This window comes from Glycomyces sp. L485, from assembly GCF_022548875.1.
Lineage (GTDB): Bacteria > Actinomycetota > Actinomycetes > Mycobacteriales > Micromonosporaceae > Glycomyces.
On record NZ_JAKZEW010000008.1, the window covers coordinates 98,060 to 114,514 of the forward strand.

A 16,455-nucleotide genomic window follows, 5' to 3' on the forward strand; every position below is an offset into this window, starting at 1 on the left:
ATGGAGGATGTGGCAGGCAAGTCGGTGCTCATCACCGGCGGGACGGGCACGTTCGGCAGGACCATGATCAGCCGCCTGCTCGCCACCGACTGCGCCGAGATCAGGGTGCTGAGCCGCGACGAGGCCAAGCAGGACGATCTGCGGCGGCGGCTCCGAGACGAGCGGCTGCGCTTCTACATCGGTGACGTCCGCGACCACGACGGCGTCATGCGCGCCTGCACCGGCGTCGACCACGTCTTCCACGCGGCGGCGTTGAAACAGGTGCCCTCCAGTGAGTTCTTTCCGCTGGAGGCGGTGCGCACCAACATTCTCGGCAGCGCCAACGTCATCGACGCCGCGCGGGTCAACGGCGTGCGCAGCGTGGTCTGCCTGAGCACCGACAAGGCCGTGTACCCGATCAACGCGATGGGGATGTCAAAGGCGCTCATGGAGAAGGTCGCGCAGGCCTACGCCCGCACGGCAGTCTCCGGCGACACCGTCGTCTCGCTGGTGCGCTATGGCAACGTGCTGTGCTCACGCGGGTCGGTGGTGCCGTTGTTCGTGCGGCTCATAAAGGAAGGGGCACCGCTGACCATCACCAACCCGGAAATGACGCGGTTCCTCATGTCGATCGACGACGCGATCCGGCTGGTGGAACACGCGTTCACCGCATTGATCCCGGGCGACCTGTACATCCACAAGGCGCCCGCGGCCACCGTCGACGTCATCGCCAGGGCGGTCGCGCGCGTCTTCGACGTCGAACTCAAGGCGGACGTCATCGGCACCCGCCACGGCGAGAAGCTATTCGAGACGCTCGTGAGCGACGAAGAGGCCGCCCGTGCGGTGGACGAGGGCGAGTTCTTCCGCATCCCGCTCGACGGCCGGGACCTGAACTACGAGTCGGCCCGCGACGGGGCCCGCGGCTCCCAGGGCGGACCGGCAGTGGGCTACACCTCTCACAACGCCGAGCGGCTCGACGAGGTCGCCGTGGCCGAGCTGTTGATGAAGACCTCGGAGATCCAAGCCGAACTGCCCTCCCAACGCGTAAAGGAGCCCGCATGAAGATCGCCGTCACCGGTTCCGAAGGATTCCTCGGTTGGCATGTGCGCTGTCAGGCGTTCGCGCGGGGCATCGGCTGCGTGCCCGTCGACCGGTCGCTGCTCGGCGACGCCCGTCGGCTGGACGCCGCGCTCGACGGCGTCGACGCGGTGATCCACTGCGCGGGCGTCAATCGCGGCACCGACGCAGAGATCGCCTCCGGCAACGCCGAGACCGCCGGCCGCCTCGCCGAGGCGCTCCGGCGCATCGATCGTCCGGTGAGGACGGTCTATGCCGATTCGGTGCGCCGCGAAGACGACACCGCCTACGGGCGGGCCAAGCGCAGTGCCGCCGCGGTCCTGGGCGGGTCCGAGCGGTCGGCGCCGGAGTTCTCGGACGTCGTCCTGCCCAACCTCTACGGCGAGCACGGACGGCCCCATTACAACTCGTTCGTCGCCACCTTCTGCCACGAGATCGCACACGGGCGCCTCCCGTCGGTGCGCTCCGAGAAGGAGGTCCCGCTGCTCCACGCCCAGGAGGCCGCGGCGGTGCTCCTCTACGAGGCGGGCGAGTCGGGCCGACGGCAGGTCGAGCCGAAGGCCGAACCGAGATCGGTGACCGAGGTGGCGGAGCTGTTGGCGGAGCTCGACACCGAATACCGCGACGGCGCGCTGCCCGACCTCACCGGCCGCTGGCGGACCACGATGTTCAACACCTATCGTTCGCACCTGTTCCCCGTCCGCTACCCGATCGCGCTCACCCCGCACACCGACGACCGCGGTGTCCTCTTCGAGTACGTCCGCCTCCGGACCGCCGGAGGCCAGGCCTTCGCCTCGACGACCATGCCTGGAGCGGTGCGCGGCGAACACGTGCACCTGCGCAAGTTCGAGCGCTTCGTGATCGTGTCGGGGCGCGCCGAGATCGCCGCGCGCAGGCTCTTCTCAGACCGCACGGTGCGGTTCCGAGTCGACGGCGACGATCCCGTGGCGGTGGACATGCCGACGATGTGGGCGCACCGCCTGACGGCCCTCGGCGACCGACCGGCCGTGGGGGTCTTCTGGACCAACGAGCTGTACTCCCCGGACGACGCGGACACCTACGCCTGCCCGGTAGAGGCCGAGGAGGAGTCGCCGTGACGAAAGTGCTCACCTTCGCCGGGACGCGGCCCGAGCTCATCCGCCTGTCGCGAGTGATCGACCGGCTGTCGACCACGCTCGACCACGTGCTCGTCCACACCGGGCAGAACTGGGATCCGGGACTGCGCGACGTCTTCTTCGCCGAGCTGGGGCTGCCGGCTCCCGACCACCAGTTCACCGTGGACGCCTCCAGCCTCGGACGCACGCTCGCGGGCATCCTGGTCGACGCCGAGCGGGCCGTCGCCGCCGAGCGACCCGACGCCGTGCTCGTGCTCGGCGACACCAACAGCTGCATCGCGGCTCTGATGGCCCGCAGGATGCGCGTCCCGGTCTACCACATGGAGGCGGGCAACCGTTGCTTCGACCTGAACGTGCCCGAAGAGACCAACCGGAGCCTCATCGACCACATCGCCGACTTCAACCTCGTCTACACCGAGCACGCCAGGCGCAACCTGCTCGCCGAGGGAATCCATCCCCGTCGGATCCTCCTGACCGGCTCCCCGATGCGCGAGGTCCTGGACCACCACCGGGACTCCATCACCCGCTCGGACGCGCTGCACCGGCTCGGCCTCGACCGCGGGCGGTACTTCATGGCCAGCGCGCACCGGGAGGAGAACGTCGACGATCCGCGCCGGCTGCTGCGCCTCGTCGCCTGCCTGCGGTCGGTGCGCGACCGGTGGGGCCTGCCGGTGCTGGTGTCGACCCATCCTCGGACCCGCAAACGCATGCAGGGTCTGGTCGCCGACGCCGAGCTCGACGGCGTGACGTTCGCCGAGCCGTTCGGTTTCTTCGACTACATACGACTGCAGCAGGAGTCGCGCTGCGTGCTCTCCGACAGCGGCACCGTCAGCGAGGAGTCCGCGATCCTCGGCTTCCCGGCGGTGACCCTCCGCGAGTCGATCGAGCGTCCCGAATCGCTCGACGCGGGGTCGATCATCGCCACCGGGCTCGAACCGGCCGGGGTCGTCGAAGCCGTGGCGACCGTGCTCGCTCAGCGCTCGCGCGGAGCCGTCGGATGCGCCGCGGAGTACCGCGTCGAGGACACCTCGCTGCGCGTCGTCAACTTCATCCTGTCGACGGTGCGCAGGCACCGTGAGTGGGCGGGTATTCGAACCTTCGCGGAGAAGGAGGCGATGTGACGCAGGTGGTACTGGACACCGCCGGAGGCAGCGTCGGCGGAGCCGCCCGCTGGCGGTACGAACTGGACGCCTACCTCGCCACCGGCGCGAGCCGGCCGGCCGTCATCGGCCGTTCCCGGCGCCTGACCCCGGCCTGGCTGATCCGCCGCGAGTCCAAGGCCAGGGGCGCCGGCCTGGTCGTGGCCGCCAATTCGGCCTCGTTCGCCTTCGGCGGTTCAGAACGCCGCGTGCTGCTGCGCAACGCCCTGCATTTCCTCTATCCGGATGAGAGCCACCTGCTGCGGACGCTGCCGCGCGGCTTCAGCGCTCAGATTCCGGTGGTGCGCGGACTGCTCTCCAGGGCGGATCTCATCGTCGCACCGAGCTCGGCCATGGCCGAGCGGGTGCGATTCCACGCGCCAGCCGTGCGGGACCGGATCACGGTGCGCGCGCATCCGGCGAGCCCCGCCGGGCCGCGCCGCCTCGCCGAGCGGCCCTTCGTGCTGATGCCCGTCGTGCCGGCGCCGTACAAGGATCTGGGCTGGCCTCTCCTGGCGCTGCTGGACGCGATCGCGCGCACCGGCCTGGACCTGCAGGTCGTGGTCACCGCCGCTCGCGAGCAGCTGCCGCCGGCCCTCGCCGCCCACCCGGCGGTCGAGGCGCGCGGGACGATCTCGACGGCCGCGACGGCCGAACTGTGGCGGTCGGCCGCGGCGGCGTTCTTCCCGTGCACTGTGGAGGCGTTCGGCTATCCGCTCGCGGAGGCCCGCATCCACGGCGTCCCGGTGCTGTCGCCGGACGGCGAGCTGGCCCGCGAGATCGCCGGGCGCGCCCTGGTTCCGTATCGGCGGGGCGATCGGGACGATCTCGCCGCCGCGTTGGAACGCTGCTCCGAGCCGGTCTCGCCCGAGCCTCACGTCTTCGACGCCGGCGACTACTTCCAGTGGCTGCTCGGGGAGCGGTCGACGGGCGGCGGGCCATGAGCGCTACGGCGGGCGTCCTGGGGGGATTCGCGAGATCGGTCGCGACCACCGCGGCGTGCAATGTGGCCGCCGCGGCGGCTTCCGGCATCGCGGGGGTCGTCGTCGCCCGGGCGCTCGGCCCGTCCCTGCGCGGCGAGTACGCGGCGATCATGGCCTGGTTCGCCGTCGTCCTGGTCGTCGGCCAGCTCGGCCAGACGGCCGCGACCACCTACTTCGTGGCCCGGGTTCCCGAACGCGGCCGCGACTACCTCGCCACGTCGCGCAACCTCATGGTGGCCTGCGGCCTCGTCGCGCTCACAGCGGGTGTCGCCGTCGCGCCGCTCCTGGCGCCGGACGACGAGACCGTGGTGCTGGCTCACCGGCTGATGTTCGCCACCTGCCTGGCGGCCTTCGCTGGGGCGGGCTACGTGTTCGCGCTGCACGCGGTTCGGCTGCGCCGCTGGAACCTGGTGCGGACCGCGCAGCCGGTCGCGTTCCTCGCGGCGGTCGGCGGGCTGCACCTGGCCGGCGAGCTGACCCTTCTGACAGCCGTGGCGGCGCTGTCGGCGACGGTGGCGGCGCAGTCGGTCCTGGCGTATCTGCTGTGCCGCGGCAGCGGCCTGACCGGCGGCCGGGCTGAAGCGGCGCTTGCCGGTCCGATGTGCCGCTACGGGCTCGCCCAGCTCGCCGGGAGCGTCCCCGCGGTCATCACCGCCCGCCTCGACCAGCTGGTGCTCTCCTTCCTGGTGGCCTCAGCGGTGCTCGGCAACTACGCCGTGGCCGCCTCGCTCACCGCCGTGGCGGTGCCGCTCGTCGCCGCGTTCGGCAACGTCGCGTTCCCCCGGATGGCCTCACGAGTCGGGTCGGCTTCGAATCTCGCGGCGTTGCAGCGGTGGACGCTGCTGGCAAGCGCCGCGGTCGGAGTCTGCCTGACAGTGCCCCTGGCCGTGCTTGCTCCGAGACTGATCCCGTGGGTGTTCGGTCCCGGCTACGCCGACGCGGTCGCGCTGGTGTGGCTGCTCGCGCCGGGCGGGATCCTGTTCGCCTGCGCCCATGTCGGCGCTGACCTGCTGCGCGGTCACGGCCGACCGTTGGCGGTGGCACGGGCGCAGTGGGTGGCCGCGGGCGTCATGATCGTTCTGCTCGCGGTTCTGGTGCCGCCGTTGGGCGCCGTGGGGGCGGCGATCGCGTCCTCCGCGGCCGCCGCGGCGGCGATGCTGCTCATATTCCGTTCCCTGGTCCGGACGGCGCCGACGGGCGGCCTCCAACCGGCCGCGGTCGAACTCGCCGGGAGGATGCGATGAGACGTTCGCGGCAGGTGGCGGCCTGGACTGTCGACGCGCTGGGCGGGCTGATCGGCCGGGGGCGGGTGGTACGCGGCGCACGGTTCGCGTTGCACCGCGCCCGGCTCGACGTGCCGAACGACCCGGTCCGCAACGGCGAGTATGCGTTGCAGCGCTGGATGTTGGAGTCGGCTCCGGGCGGCGACCCGATCACCGTTCTGGACGTGGGTGCCAACGTCGGCGCCTGGTCACGAAGTCTGCTGCACCTGGCCTCGCGGGCCGGACGGCTGGACGAGGTGCGCCTGCACGCCTTCGAACCCGCCGCCCACACCCACCGGCTGCTCGCCGCTCGGCTGGGCGACCGGGCGCGGGTCAACCGCTTGGCGGTGTCCGATAGCTGCGGGACCGCGACGCTGCACGTGGTGGCTCCCGGGTCCGGGACAAATTCGCTCCACGGAGACTCGGACGAGCCCCTGGAGACGGAGCAGGTCGAGACCACCACCGTGGACGACTACCTCGATCGCCGGAGCATCCGGCGCGTCGAAATGATCAAAGTGGATACAGAGGGGAACGACTTCGCGGTGCTCTCCGGTGCTCGGCACGCGCTGGGCGCCCAGGCCGTGTCGCTCGTGCAGTTCGAGTACAACCACCGCTGGGTCGGCGCGCGCCGCTACCTCAAAGACGCCTTCGATCTGCTTGAGCCGCTCGGGTACCGCATCGGGAAGCTCACCCCGCGCGGCATGGAGTCCTACCCGGGCTGGGATCCCGAGCTGGAGACCTTCGTCGAAGGCAACTACCTCGCCGCCACCGCCGAGACCGCCGATCGGCTTCCGCGGGTCGCGTGGTGGAAACGAACTTGAGAAGGGCACATCATGCACATCGGATTGATCGGTCGTCGCGGGCCCGACACGTTCCAGGCCAACATCGGCGACGGCTTGTTGCGCCTGGGCCACCGCGTCACCTACCTCGGCCTCGGCCGTGCCCAGTACCGCAGCCACGTCGCCAACCGGGTCGCAGACCTCGCGGCGTCGGCCGTCCACGGACTGGAGGACCTGCGACAGCACAGCCTGGTCAGGGCCGCCCTCGAATCAGAGTGCGACGCGGTGTTGAACACCTACGGCGGCCTGACACCCCGGACCGTGGCCTCGCTGCGCCGGAACGGACTGCCGGTGGCCCTGTGGTTCCCCGACGCCGTGTCCAACCTCGGACGGCAGCTGATGCTCATGGCGCCCTATTCGGCGATCTTCTTCAAAGACCCGCTGCTGGTCAGGCGGCTGCGCGACACGCTCGGTCTTCCGGTGCGGTACCTCCCGCAAGGGTGCAACCCGCACTGGCACCGGCCGATCGGCCGGCCGGGGACCAGGCGCGTCATCGCTGTGGTCGGCAACTGCTACCCGAGCCGCGCGGTGCTGCTGCGGCGGCTGCATGAAGCGGGCCTGCCACTGGTGATCTACGGCGCGGCGCCGAGGTGGGTCCGCGGCATCCTCCCTCCCCGATCGCACACAGGGCACCCGGTGTTCGCCGAAGACAAGGCGAAGGTCTTCCGTGAGGCGGCCGCGGTGCTGAACAACCTGCATCCCGCAGAGATCCACGGCGTCAACGCCCGCCTGTTCGAGGCCGCCGGCTCGGGGGCCGCCGTGCTGTGCGAACGGCGCGCCGTCCTCGGCGACCTGTTCGACCTCGATAGCGAGGTCGTACCGTTCACCGACTTCGACGAGCTGACGCACCAGGCGAAGCGCCTGCTCGACGACCCCGACATGACGCAGAGGATCGGCGACGCTGCGAGCAGAAGGGCACATGCCGATCACACCTATGAGAAGCGTCTCCCCGAAGTCCTGGAGCGACTGTCATGACCACGGCGGCCGCTCGACATGGTGGCGGACGGGTGCGGGCCGCCGTCGTCATCGACCATCCCGTCCAGTACTTCGCGCCCGCGTTCAGACTCCTGGCGGCTGACGCCAGGCTGCGCACCAGCGTGTACTACTGGAACGAGATCCCCGGCGGCACCTACGACCCCGGATTCGACCGCCACGTCCGGTGGAGTACCGACCTGCACGGCGGATACGACTGGTGGACACCCCGCCGTCAGGCACCGGCCTGGAACCGCGGCGCGGAGCTGCTGCGCCGCCTTGTCCGCGACCGGCCTTCGGCCATGCTGTGCTTCGGATGGGCGAGTCCGGCTGCACGCCTGGGCATCCTCCACGCCTCGACCACCCGGACGCCGCTGCTCTACTACGGCGACACCAATCCCCGGTCCACGGTCACCAGGCGCCACCCACGCCTGCGATCCTTGGGGCTGCGCGGCATGTTCCGCCTCGCGGCCGGCGCGGTCGCGACCGGTGCGTTCAACCGTGAGTTCTACCTCGCCCACGGCATGGGGCCGGGCCGTGTCCATCCAGGTGTCCTCCCCTCCGACGTCGAACAGTTCGCGGCGGCCGCCAGACGCGGCGACGACAGTAGGCCGCTCGTCATCGGATTCGCGGGCAAGTTCATCCGGATCAAAGCGGCCGACGACCTCGTTGCCGCCGCCGCACGGCTCCCCCGCGACACGCCGTGGGAGCTTCGGCTCATCGGAGACGGCCCACTGCGGCCGGAGCTCGAATCACTTGTGGGCGAGTGCGGCCTGCGCGACCGGGTCCGTTTCCTCGGCTTCAAGAACACCGACGAGCTTCCCGCGCTGTTCGCCGACGTCGACATCATGGTCGTGCCCTCGCACCTCGAAGCCCGTGGGATCGTGGCGGTCGAGGCCATGGCCGCCGGAGCGGCGGTGGTCGTCAGCTCGGCCACCGGCGTCTGGGGGCCCGGGGACGTCCTCGAACACGAGCGGTCCGGACTCGTGTTCCCCGCCGCCGACACCGGCGCGCTCACAGCGTGCCTGCAGCGCCTCATGCGAGACGGGGACCTGCGAGCCCGACTGGCACGCGAGGCGCGCGTGCGGGTCGCCGGCGAGGGGCCCGAAGGCTTCGCGTCCACCGCGGCCGCCGCTCTCCTCGCCGTCGCGCGGAGGGGGCGCCGATGACGCTCGCGAAGTCGCCCCCTACGACGACCACCGGAGCGGACCGGTCCAGACAGCTCACCGTCCTCGCGTTGGCGGTGCTCGCTCTGGCGATGCTGCTGCCCGTGGGCTTCTGGCCGTCGGACGTCCGCGACCAGCTGGTGTTCAGGGCCCTGTCGGTCACGCTGCTGGCGTTCGCCGCGCTGCGGTTGATCACCCTGCTGCCCGGCAACGAGCACGGCATCGGACGCTGGCGGCTCGGCCCCTGGTATCTGTTGTGGACGGGCCTGGCCTTCGGGCTGGCGTCGCTGACGTGGCTGGGTCCGCAGACCGGCTCGGCGACGCGCATCGCGCTGCCCAGCGTCGTGACGGGCCTCGGGGTGCTGGGCCTTGCCGTGGTGGCGTGGACCGTCGGCTACCTGCTCGGTCCGCCGCGCGGCCTCCGCAATGCGGCGGGAAAGGGGCTGTCGCTGTTGCTGAGGGGGACGGGCGCCACCGTTCGCGGCGGCCTGCTGCCCTGGGTGTTCTATGCCGTCGCCACGGGTGCGCGGATCGTCGCCGTGCTGCTCACCGGCAGGTTCGGATACGTCGGCGACCCTAGCGAACTGGTCAGCACCGCACAGCCGTACAACCAGCTGCTGCATCTGCTGTCCACCTTCGCGCTCTTCGCCATCGCGGCGGCGTCGTACCGCGCGTTCAATCCCGCGATCGGCGGCAGCAAGATCGCATTGTGGACGCTAGTGGTCACCGAGGCCTTCGTCGGCTCCGTCGCCGGAAGCAAGAGCACGCTCCTGCTCGCCCTGGCCGCCGTCCTCATCCCTTACGGCGCGCTGCGGCGCAGGCTTCCACTCCGACTGCTCCTGATCGGCGCCGTGCTCTTCCTGTGGATCGCCGTCCCGTTCAACACCGCCTACCGCGACGTCGTCCGCGGCGACGACGCGAACCTGACGCCGTCGGAGGCCGTCGCGGCGGCGCCGCAGGTCCTGACCGACACCGTGACCGCCCAGTCGCCGGTCGACACCGTGAGCGATTCGGCGGACGCCATGCTCCGGCGCATCCGCGAGATCGACAGCATCGCGATCATCACCCAGATGACGCCCGACCCCATCGCCTACCGCAGTCCGTGGGAGTTCGCCCTCGCTCCGACCGTGGGGCTCGTGCCGCGCGCGATCTGGCCGGAGAAGCCGATCTATGCCAACGGATACGAGTTCAGCCAGGAGTACTACGGGATTCCCAGCACCACGTACACATCGACCGCGATCACCGGGCTCGGCGACCTGTACCGGCACGGGGGGCTGTGGACGGTCGCGGTCGGAATGGTCGTGATCGGGGCCGGATGCAGGCTCTTCGACCTCCTGTTCCAGCCCGAGTCCGATCCGCGGGCACTGTGCTTCGTCGTCGGCCTCCTGCCGGTCGTCGTCAAGTCCGAAATAGATATCAGTCTGCTGCTCACCGGCATTCCCGGCGGCGTCGCCGTCGCCGTGGTCGGCGCCAGGCTGATGTGCCGCCCCGACCCGAATCCAACCGAGGAGCGCCCATGAACCGCAAAGTCCTGCTGCTCGCCCCGTCTCGCGGTCTCGGCGGCGGCATCGAACGCTACGCCGCCGCCATCGAGGCGTCACTGCACACCAGTGAAATACCATGCGGCAGAATCGATCTGCGCGCCCCCGGCCGTCCCGGCGGGCTGAGAGGCAAGATCCGGTTCATCGGCGAGGTCGGCCGGGCGGTCCGCTCCAGCGGCGCCCCGACCCGCCTCATCGTGGCCCACCGCAACCTGCTGCCCGCCGTCTACGCCGCGGCCCGCCAGCGCCACTACAGCGGAACGACCGTGATCCTCCACGGGCACGAGACCTGGTCGGCCCAGCGGCGCCGAGCGAGCCGCATCATGCGACGCGAGGACGTGCGCATCGTCGCCGGAAGCAGCTTCACAGCCGGTGCCGTCGCCCCGGTCTGCCGGGCGGGCGTCCTGCACCCCGGCATCGCCGCCGACTGGTACCGCACCCTCGTCGACGCCTCCCGGCCCCGTCGCGGGAGCGCCGACCGCTTCGAGCTGATCACCGCGTTCCGGCTCCCGGACTGGAAGACCAAGGGCCTTCCCACCGTCATCGAAGCGGTCGAGCTGCTGGGCGAGCCCAGGATCCGGCTCACCGTCTGCGGGACCGGTCGAGCGCCGAGCGAGCTGCGCGAGGCGATCGACCGCCGCCCTTGGGCCACGCTCGCGCCGAACCTCACCGACGGCGAACTCGCGGAGCGGCTCGGCCGAGCGGACCTGTTCGTTCTGGCCACCCGCACCCGGGCCGGAGCGCGCGCGAGCGGCGAAGGGTTCGGGTTGGCCATGTTGGAAGCCCAGCTCGCGGGCACACCCGTCATCGCCCCCGCCTACGGGGGCGGCCACGACGCTTTCCAGCACGGCCTCACCGGCCTGTCCCCCGTCGACGAGACGCCGCAGGCGCTCAGCTCTTCTCTAGCGGCGATGCTCGGGGACGACCGGCTGCGAGAGCGGATGGCGCGTGCCGCGGCCGATTGGTCGCGGCACCGGTTCGACCCGGCGCACTACACCGAGCACCTGGTTCGGGCCCTGCTCGGTGACCACGTGGGCGACTTCGGAGGGATTCGATGAATCCCGGCCGAGTCCTCAAACACCGAGTGCGCGCGATCCCGGTGCTCGGACCGGCTCTCTCGCTGACCGTCCGAACGGTCCGCGACGGCCGATTCCCGGGATCGGCCCCGTACTGGGAGCGCCGCTACGCTCGCGGCGGCGACTCCGGAGCGGGGTCGCGCGGGGTACTCGCCGAGTTCAAGGCGAAGGTGCTCAACGAGATCGTCGCCGAGCACCGCATCGACTCCGTCATCGAGTTCGGCTGCGGCGACGGCTCGCAGCTCGCACTCGCCGACTACCCGCGTTACCTGGGATTCGACGTGTCACCGACGACGTTGCGGCAGGCCATCGCCAGATTCGCGGACGATCGGACGAAGAGCTTCGCGCTCTATGACCCGGAGTGCTTCGCCGACCGCGCCCGAATCGTCACCGCCGACCTGGCCCTGTCGCTCGACGTGATCTACCACCTCGTCGAGGACCACGTCTACGAGCTGCACCTGAGACACGTCTTCACCGCCGCCCGACGACAGGTGGTCCTGTTCACCAGCGACACCGACGACCCCTACCTGTCGGGGACCTTCGCTCCCCACGTCCGCCATCGCCCGGTGACGCGGGATGTCGCCGAACGCTTCCCCGATTGGCGACTGCGCGAACGCGTGAGGAACCCTCACACCTACCGCGAAGGCGATCCGTCGGGCTCGTTCGCCGACTTCCTCGTCTACGAGCGGGCCGACGGTTCAGCGCAGGCGGCCCGGAGCGACGGCGAACAGGTCGGTCGCCGACTCCTCGGGCGGTAGGAGCGGATGCAGCCTTCCGCGAGCGTCGGGCCGCATGAACGTGTACCCGTACTCGCGAAGCAGCTCGGCCACCGGCGCGCGGGTCTCGGAGAGCACCTTACGGCTCATGGTGTTCCATTCCAGTTGCAGGACACCGATCCGGTGCTCGCTCAACGCCCGCCGGGCGCCTTCGAGGACGAGCCGCTCGGCTCCCTCCACATCGATCTTGACGCCGGCGGCGCGCCGGTCGGCGAGCACGTTGTCGAGCGTGTCGACCGCGACCCGCTCCCCCGGCCCGTCGGCGTCGAACACCAGATGATTCATGGTGTCCTTGTCTCCGGTGAGTCGCAGCAGGCCCGGACGTTCGGCCAATGCGCACTGCACCACCGAGATCGGGAAGTCGTTGAGCGCGACATTGCGCCGCAGCCGCCGCACGGAGGCCGAGCCGGGCTCGACGGCGATGACGGTCGCACCGAGATCACCGGCCCACAGCGCGTAGGCCCCTACGTTGCTGCCGACATCGACGAACAGGTCGCCGGGGCGAAGCAGAGGTTCCCATGCCCGCATCTCGTTCCAGTCCGGCGGATTCGCATAGCGGACCTTCGAGGCCGCCGTCACGTGCAGCTCGGCCCACATTAGGCCCCGCTCACCGATGGCGGTGAGCACCGGCCTGCCCATGCGCGCCCGGAGCTGGAAGCCGATCGCCCGGCGGACCGCCGCCATGCGCCGACCGCTGTTGGCCGGATGGCTCCAGACGAATCCGAGCACCCCTCGGGCCTGAGCGAACACGGTCATGAGGTCCCTCCTCCGCCGCCACGACGGCAAGTCCTGGAACCAAATCGACGCATGTCATTCCTTCTGATGAATAGCACCATATGGCGATCAATAGAACGATAAGTCCATATCATACTGATACATATCCATCGTTCGGGAGGATTCAACAGTGGAGTTGCGTTCAGGCCTACGACTGCTGCGCGAGCATTGGCTGCTGATCACCATGGTCACCGCCATGGCCGTCGCCGCGAGCGGCTTCGCCACTTGGAGCCAGACGCCGCAGTACGCCTCCCGGGTCACCTTCTTCATCTCGGCGTGGACCGATCCGAACGACACCGCCTCGGCCTACCAGGGAAGCCTGCTGTCCGAGCAGAAGGTCAAGTCCTACGCCGAACTCCTGCGCACCCGGAGCGTGATGGACAACGTCGTCGACGACCTGGACCTCGACCTCACTCCGCAGCAGCTGGCGGACAAGGTCACCACCTCCGTCGTCCCCGACACCGCACTGCTCAACGCCACTGTTACCGACCCCTCCCCCGAGGCAGCCCGGCGGATCGCCCGGTCGATCGGCCGCGAATTCGCCACACTGGTCCCGTCCCTGGAGAACTCCTCCGAGTCGCGGCAGGCGGCCGTCGAGGTCACGGTCGTCAACCAGGCCGAGCTGCCGACGCACCCGGTGACCCCCAAGCCGGTGAGGAACCTGGTGCTGGCGGCGATCATCGGCCTGCTCGCCGGGTTCGGCATCGCCGTCGCCAGGCGGTCGCTCGACACCACGATCAAGTCCGCCGAGCAGTTGGAGCATTTCACCGGCGTGCCGACCCTCGGCACCATCGCCGCCGACCGGAAGATGGCGAAGACACCGCTGATCGTGCACGACCCGCACGGCTTCAGGGCCGAGGACGTCCGCAAGATCCGCACCAACCTCCAGTTCGTCGACGTCGACCGGCCGCACAAGGTGATCCTGGTGTCCGGTTCGCTCCCCAGCGAAGGCAAGACCACCATGGCGTGCAACCTCGCGATCGCGCTGGCTGAGGCCGGCAAGCGAGTCATACTCGTCGACGCGGACCTGCGGAAGCCCAGGGCCGCAGGCTTCCTCGGCCTCCCGAACGGCACCGGTCTGACCGATGTCCTGGTGGGCACCGTGCCACTCGACGCGGCGGCGCAGTCATGGGGCAAGGACCTCCTCACGGTCCTCTCGACCGGTTCCACCCCGCCCAATCCCAGCGAGCTGCTCGGCTCCCGCCAGATGGGCGAGCTCCTCGACAAGCTGCGGGCGTCCTACGACATGGTCCTCATCGACGGGCCGCCGATCCTCCACGTCGCGGACGCGGTGGCCACGGCGGCCTCATGCGACGGCGTGCTCATGGTGGTGCGGCAGGGAAGCACGCGCCGCGAGCAACTGCAGGAGGCGCTCGACTCGCTCCGAAACGTCAAGGCTCCGGTGCTCGGAACCGTGCTCAACTTCGCCCCGGCGTCGAACCGCAAGGCTTACGCCTACGGGTACCTCGCGCCGCAGCAGCCGCGGAGGTCGGAGGCGAAGTCCCATTAGACCGGACATCGTGACCGAGGACGATCCAGGTCGTACCCGGCCGTTCGGCATCCTCTACGTCTGCACCGCGAACCTCTGCCGGTCCGTGCTCGCCGAGCGGCTGACCCGCCGGGGCATCGAGGACCGGCTCGGTCAGGGCGCCGACCGATTCGATGTCTCCAGTGCCGGCATCCGTGCCACGCCGGGCCTCGGCATGCCGCCCCAGGTCGCCCGCTATCTGCTGCGGCACGGGGCCGACGCCGGATCGTTCGCCTCCCGGCGATTGAGCCCGGCGATCGTGGAGCGGGCCGACCTGGTGCTCACCGCTGCACGCGCCGAGCGCGACAGCGTCATCGCCGCGTTGCCGGCGGCGCTCGCGCGCACCTTCACCATCAACGAGTTCGCCCGCCTGGCGACACGGACGACCGAATTCGCGGCCGGAACGGCCGCCGAGACCGAGACGCGAGTCAGGTCCATCATGGAGGAGGTCTTGACACTGCGCGGACAGGTGGCAAGAGACCCATGCGACGACGACGTGCCCGACCCCACCAGAGGCCGGAGGTCCCTCCAGCGATGCACCCAGAGCATCGACTCGGCGGTGACCGCGATCCTGGACGTCCTAGCAGACGGAGCCGATACCCCAGTACGATGACGCGGCTGGATCTACCGCCGCTTCGCGTCCATCCGTTCGAGGACCTGCTCCGACAGCCGGCCGAGCTCGGCCAGTTCGTCGGGACCGAGGGCGTCGATCACCAGGCTCCGGACTGCGGCCACGTGCTTGGGCGCGGCGGCCTCGATGACCTCGCGACCGTGCGAGGTGATGACCACGAAAGCGCCGCGGCCGTCCTCGGCGCATTCTTCGCGGGCCACCAGCTCCCGCTTGGCCATCCTGCGGATCTGGTGGGACAGGCGACTCTGCTCCCATTCGAGCTCTCTGGCGAGCTCCTGGAATCGCACGCGCCCCTCGGGGACGTCGGTGAGCGCGACGAGTATCTCGAAATCGGCGCCCGACAGCTTCGAATGCGCCTGAAGGTCGGAGACCAGGCGCGCGGAGAGCTTCTGGTGCAGCCGGATGAAGGCGCGCCAGGCCCGCTGCTCCTCCGCACTCAACCACTGGACGTCGTCGTTCACGAGACCAATACTACCTGACACTTGACACATCATCTATTGCTCGCTATCGTAAATGACACGTCATGTAACACCGGCCGGTGAGTGACGAATCAACCAACTCATTTCGATAGGCATGCACCATGAACCTCATTCTTTGGATCCTGGCGGGCCTGCTCGCCGCATTCTTCCTGTTCGCCGGTGCCTCGAAGCTGGCCCAACCCAAGGAGAAGCTCACCGCCACGCCCAATATGGCCTGGGCGCAGGACTTCTCCCCCGGCTCGATCAACCTCATCGGCGCCCTCGAAGTGCTGGCCGCGGTCGGACTGATCCTGCCCGCCGTGTTCGACCTCGCCACGGTCCTGGTGCCGTTGGCAGCCACCGGCCTGGTGCTGCTGATGATCGGTGCGGCGATCACCCACGCCCGGCGCAGCGAAGGCCAGGCGGTCGTGATGAACCTCGTCCTGCTGGCAGTCGCCACCACCGTGCTCTGGGGCCGCTTCGGCTCGTACGCCTTCTAGCATCCGCCAGACCGCCCTCGGTTCAGCGAGACTGCGACAGACCGGCCCGCGGCGAGCGCCCCGGGCCGGTCGCGTCCGATCCGGTTTCATCCGGCGATCATGCGGACGAATACGAATCGGCATGCGCTCCATACATCTCGGCGTAGGCACCGTCGGCTTCCATCAGCTCCTCGTGGCCGCCGGATTCGATCAAACGGCCGTCCTCCATCACCAGGATCAGATCTGCCCCGGCCACCGTCGAGAAGCGGTGAGAGACGATCACTGTGATCGATCCGGTGGTGGCGGCGATCTGCTTGGACCGGGCCATGTACGAGTCGAAGACGGCCTGTTCGCTGGGAGCGTCGAGCGACGCTGTCGGCTCGTCGAGCAGGAACAGCAACGGCCTCGGTCGCATGCACGACCGAGCCAGCGCCACCTTCTGCCATTGCCCTTCCGAGAGTTCCACTCCGCCGAAACGACTGCCGAGTTGTGTCTCGTCGCCGTCCGGCAGACGCGCCCGGAGGCTCTCCGCGTCGGCCGCCGCGACGGCCGCATCCAAAGCGGCCGCGTTGCCGTTCGGCAGATCGCCTATGGAGATCGCCTCCGCGAAGCTCGCCTGTTGACATCCTTCTCGCTCTAAAGGGACGAGGATTCCCGGCT

17 protein-coding genes are annotated in these 16,455 nt (G+C 69.8%); 14 read left to right on the forward strand and 3 right to left on the reverse strand.

The window, feature by feature from the left end:
* The 11 genes from L0U85_RS06925 to L0U85_RS06975 are packed head-to-tail and all read left to right on the forward strand — an operon-like array spanning position 1 to position 11,907.
* A complete protein-coding gene (locus L0U85_RS06925; protein WP_241377025.1) occupies positions 1-1,041 on the forward strand; it encodes a polysaccharide biosynthesis protein in 1,041 nt (346 codons plus the stop codon).
* On the forward strand, positions 1,038-2,153 hold the full coding sequence (locus L0U85_RS06930; RefSeq protein ID WP_241377026.1) for an NAD-dependent epimerase/dehydratase family protein: 1,116 nt from the start codon (positions 1,038-1,040) through the stop codon (positions 2,151-2,153). Before L0U85_RS06925 ends, L0U85_RS06930 begins: the two co-directional genes overlap by 4 nt.
* Positions 2,150-3,292, forward strand: a complete 1,143-nt coding sequence (gene wecB, locus L0U85_RS06935) for a UDP-N-acetylglucosamine 2-epimerase (non-hydrolyzing) (protein ID WP_241377027.1) — start codon at positions 2,150-2,152, stop codon at positions 3,290-3,292. The genes L0U85_RS06930 and wecB overlap by 4 nt, the downstream gene beginning before the upstream one ends.
* Positions 3,289-4,254 carry a glycosyltransferase gene (locus tag L0U85_RS21180; protein ID WP_241377028.1) on the forward strand — a complete coding sequence of 322 codons (966 nt, stop codon included), beginning with the start codon at positions 3,289-3,291 and terminating at the stop codon, positions 4,252-4,254. The genes wecB and L0U85_RS21180 overlap by 4 nt, the downstream gene beginning before the upstream one ends.
* Positions 4,251-5,537, forward strand: a complete 1,287-nt coding sequence (locus tag L0U85_RS06945) for an oligosaccharide flippase family protein (RefSeq protein ID WP_241377029.1) — start codon at positions 4,251-4,253, stop codon at positions 5,535-5,537. The genes L0U85_RS21180 and L0U85_RS06945 overlap by 4 nt, the downstream gene beginning before the upstream one ends.
* Positions 5,534-6,376, forward strand: a complete 843-nt coding sequence (locus L0U85_RS06950) for an FkbM family methyltransferase (RefSeq protein ID WP_241377030.1) — start codon at positions 5,534-5,536, stop codon at positions 6,374-6,376. The genes L0U85_RS06945 and L0U85_RS06950 overlap by 4 nt, the downstream gene beginning before the upstream one ends.
* A 12-nt stretch (positions 6,377-6,388) precedes the next feature.
* Positions 6,389-7,369, forward strand: coding sequence for a glycosyltransferase (locus L0U85_RS06955; protein WP_241377031.1), 981 nt, complete (start codon positions 6,389-6,391; stop codon positions 7,367-7,369).
* Positions 7,366-8,535: a glycosyltransferase family 4 protein gene (locus L0U85_RS06960; RefSeq protein ID WP_241377032.1), complete on the forward strand. Its 1,170-nt coding sequence runs from the start codon at positions 7,366-7,368 to the stop codon at positions 8,533-8,535. The genes L0U85_RS06955 and L0U85_RS06960 overlap by 4 nt, the downstream gene beginning before the upstream one ends.
* Positions 8,532-10,052 carry a hypothetical protein gene (locus tag L0U85_RS06965; RefSeq protein ID WP_241377033.1) on the forward strand — a complete coding sequence of 507 codons (1,521 nt, stop codon included), beginning with the start codon at positions 8,532-8,534 and terminating at the stop codon, positions 10,050-10,052. The genes L0U85_RS06960 and L0U85_RS06965 overlap by 4 nt, the downstream gene beginning before the upstream one ends.
* The gene (locus tag L0U85_RS06970) at positions 10,049-11,131 is read left to right on the forward strand and encodes a glycosyltransferase family 4 protein (RefSeq protein WP_241377034.1); all 1,083 of its coding nucleotides are present in this window, start codon (positions 10,049-10,051) and stop codon (positions 11,129-11,131) included. The genes L0U85_RS06965 and L0U85_RS06970 overlap by 4 nt, the downstream gene beginning before the upstream one ends.
* On the forward strand, positions 11,128-11,907 hold the full coding sequence (locus L0U85_RS06975; RefSeq protein ID WP_241377035.1) for a class I SAM-dependent methyltransferase: 780 nt from the start codon (positions 11,128-11,130) through the stop codon (positions 11,905-11,907). The genes L0U85_RS06970 and L0U85_RS06975 overlap by 4 nt, the downstream gene beginning before the upstream one ends.
* Here the strand turns inward: L0U85_RS06975 and L0U85_RS06980 are convergent.
* Positions 11,848-12,681 carry an FkbM family methyltransferase gene (locus tag L0U85_RS06980; protein ID WP_241377036.1) on the reverse strand — a complete coding sequence of 278 codons (834 nt, stop codon included), beginning with the start codon at positions 12,679-12,681 and terminating at the stop codon, positions 11,848-11,850. The genes L0U85_RS06975 and L0U85_RS06980 overlap by 60 nt on opposite strands.
* 148 nt (positions 12,682-12,829) lie before the next feature.
* Here L0U85_RS06980 and L0U85_RS06985 point away from each other — a divergent pair, with 148 nt between their 5' ends.
* On the forward strand, positions 12,830-14,209 hold the full coding sequence (locus L0U85_RS06985) for a polysaccharide biosynthesis tyrosine autokinase (protein WP_241377037.1): 1,380 nt from the start codon (positions 12,830-12,832) through the stop codon (positions 14,207-14,209).
* A gap of 10 nt (positions 14,210-14,219) precedes the next feature.
* Positions 14,220-14,840: a hypothetical protein gene (locus tag L0U85_RS06990; RefSeq protein ID WP_241377038.1), complete on the forward strand. Its 621-nt coding sequence runs from the start codon at positions 14,220-14,222 to the stop codon at positions 14,838-14,840.
* An 11-nt stretch (positions 14,841-14,851) separates the two neighbouring features.
* On the opposite strand, the gene L0U85_RS06995 is transcribed toward L0U85_RS06990, so the two are convergent.
* Positions 14,852-15,319 (reverse strand): MarR family transcriptional regulator, encoded by a 468-nt coding sequence (locus L0U85_RS06995; RefSeq protein ID WP_241377039.1) that lies wholly within the window; start codon positions 15,317-15,319, stop codon positions 14,852-14,854.
* Positions 15,320-15,438: 119 nt separating this feature from the next.
* Between L0U85_RS06995 and L0U85_RS07000 the strand changes: the two genes are divergently transcribed.
* Complete coding sequence (locus L0U85_RS07000) at positions 15,439-15,816, forward strand: DoxX family protein (RefSeq protein WP_241377040.1); 378 nt, start codon at positions 15,439-15,441, stop codon at positions 15,814-15,816.
* 97 nt (positions 15,817-15,913) lie between these two features.
* Here L0U85_RS07000 and L0U85_RS07005 read toward each other — a convergent pair.
* A partial coding sequence (locus L0U85_RS07005; RefSeq protein ID WP_241377041.1) for an ATP-binding cassette domain-containing protein occupies positions 15,914-16,455 on the reverse strand: 542 nt, incomplete at its 5' end.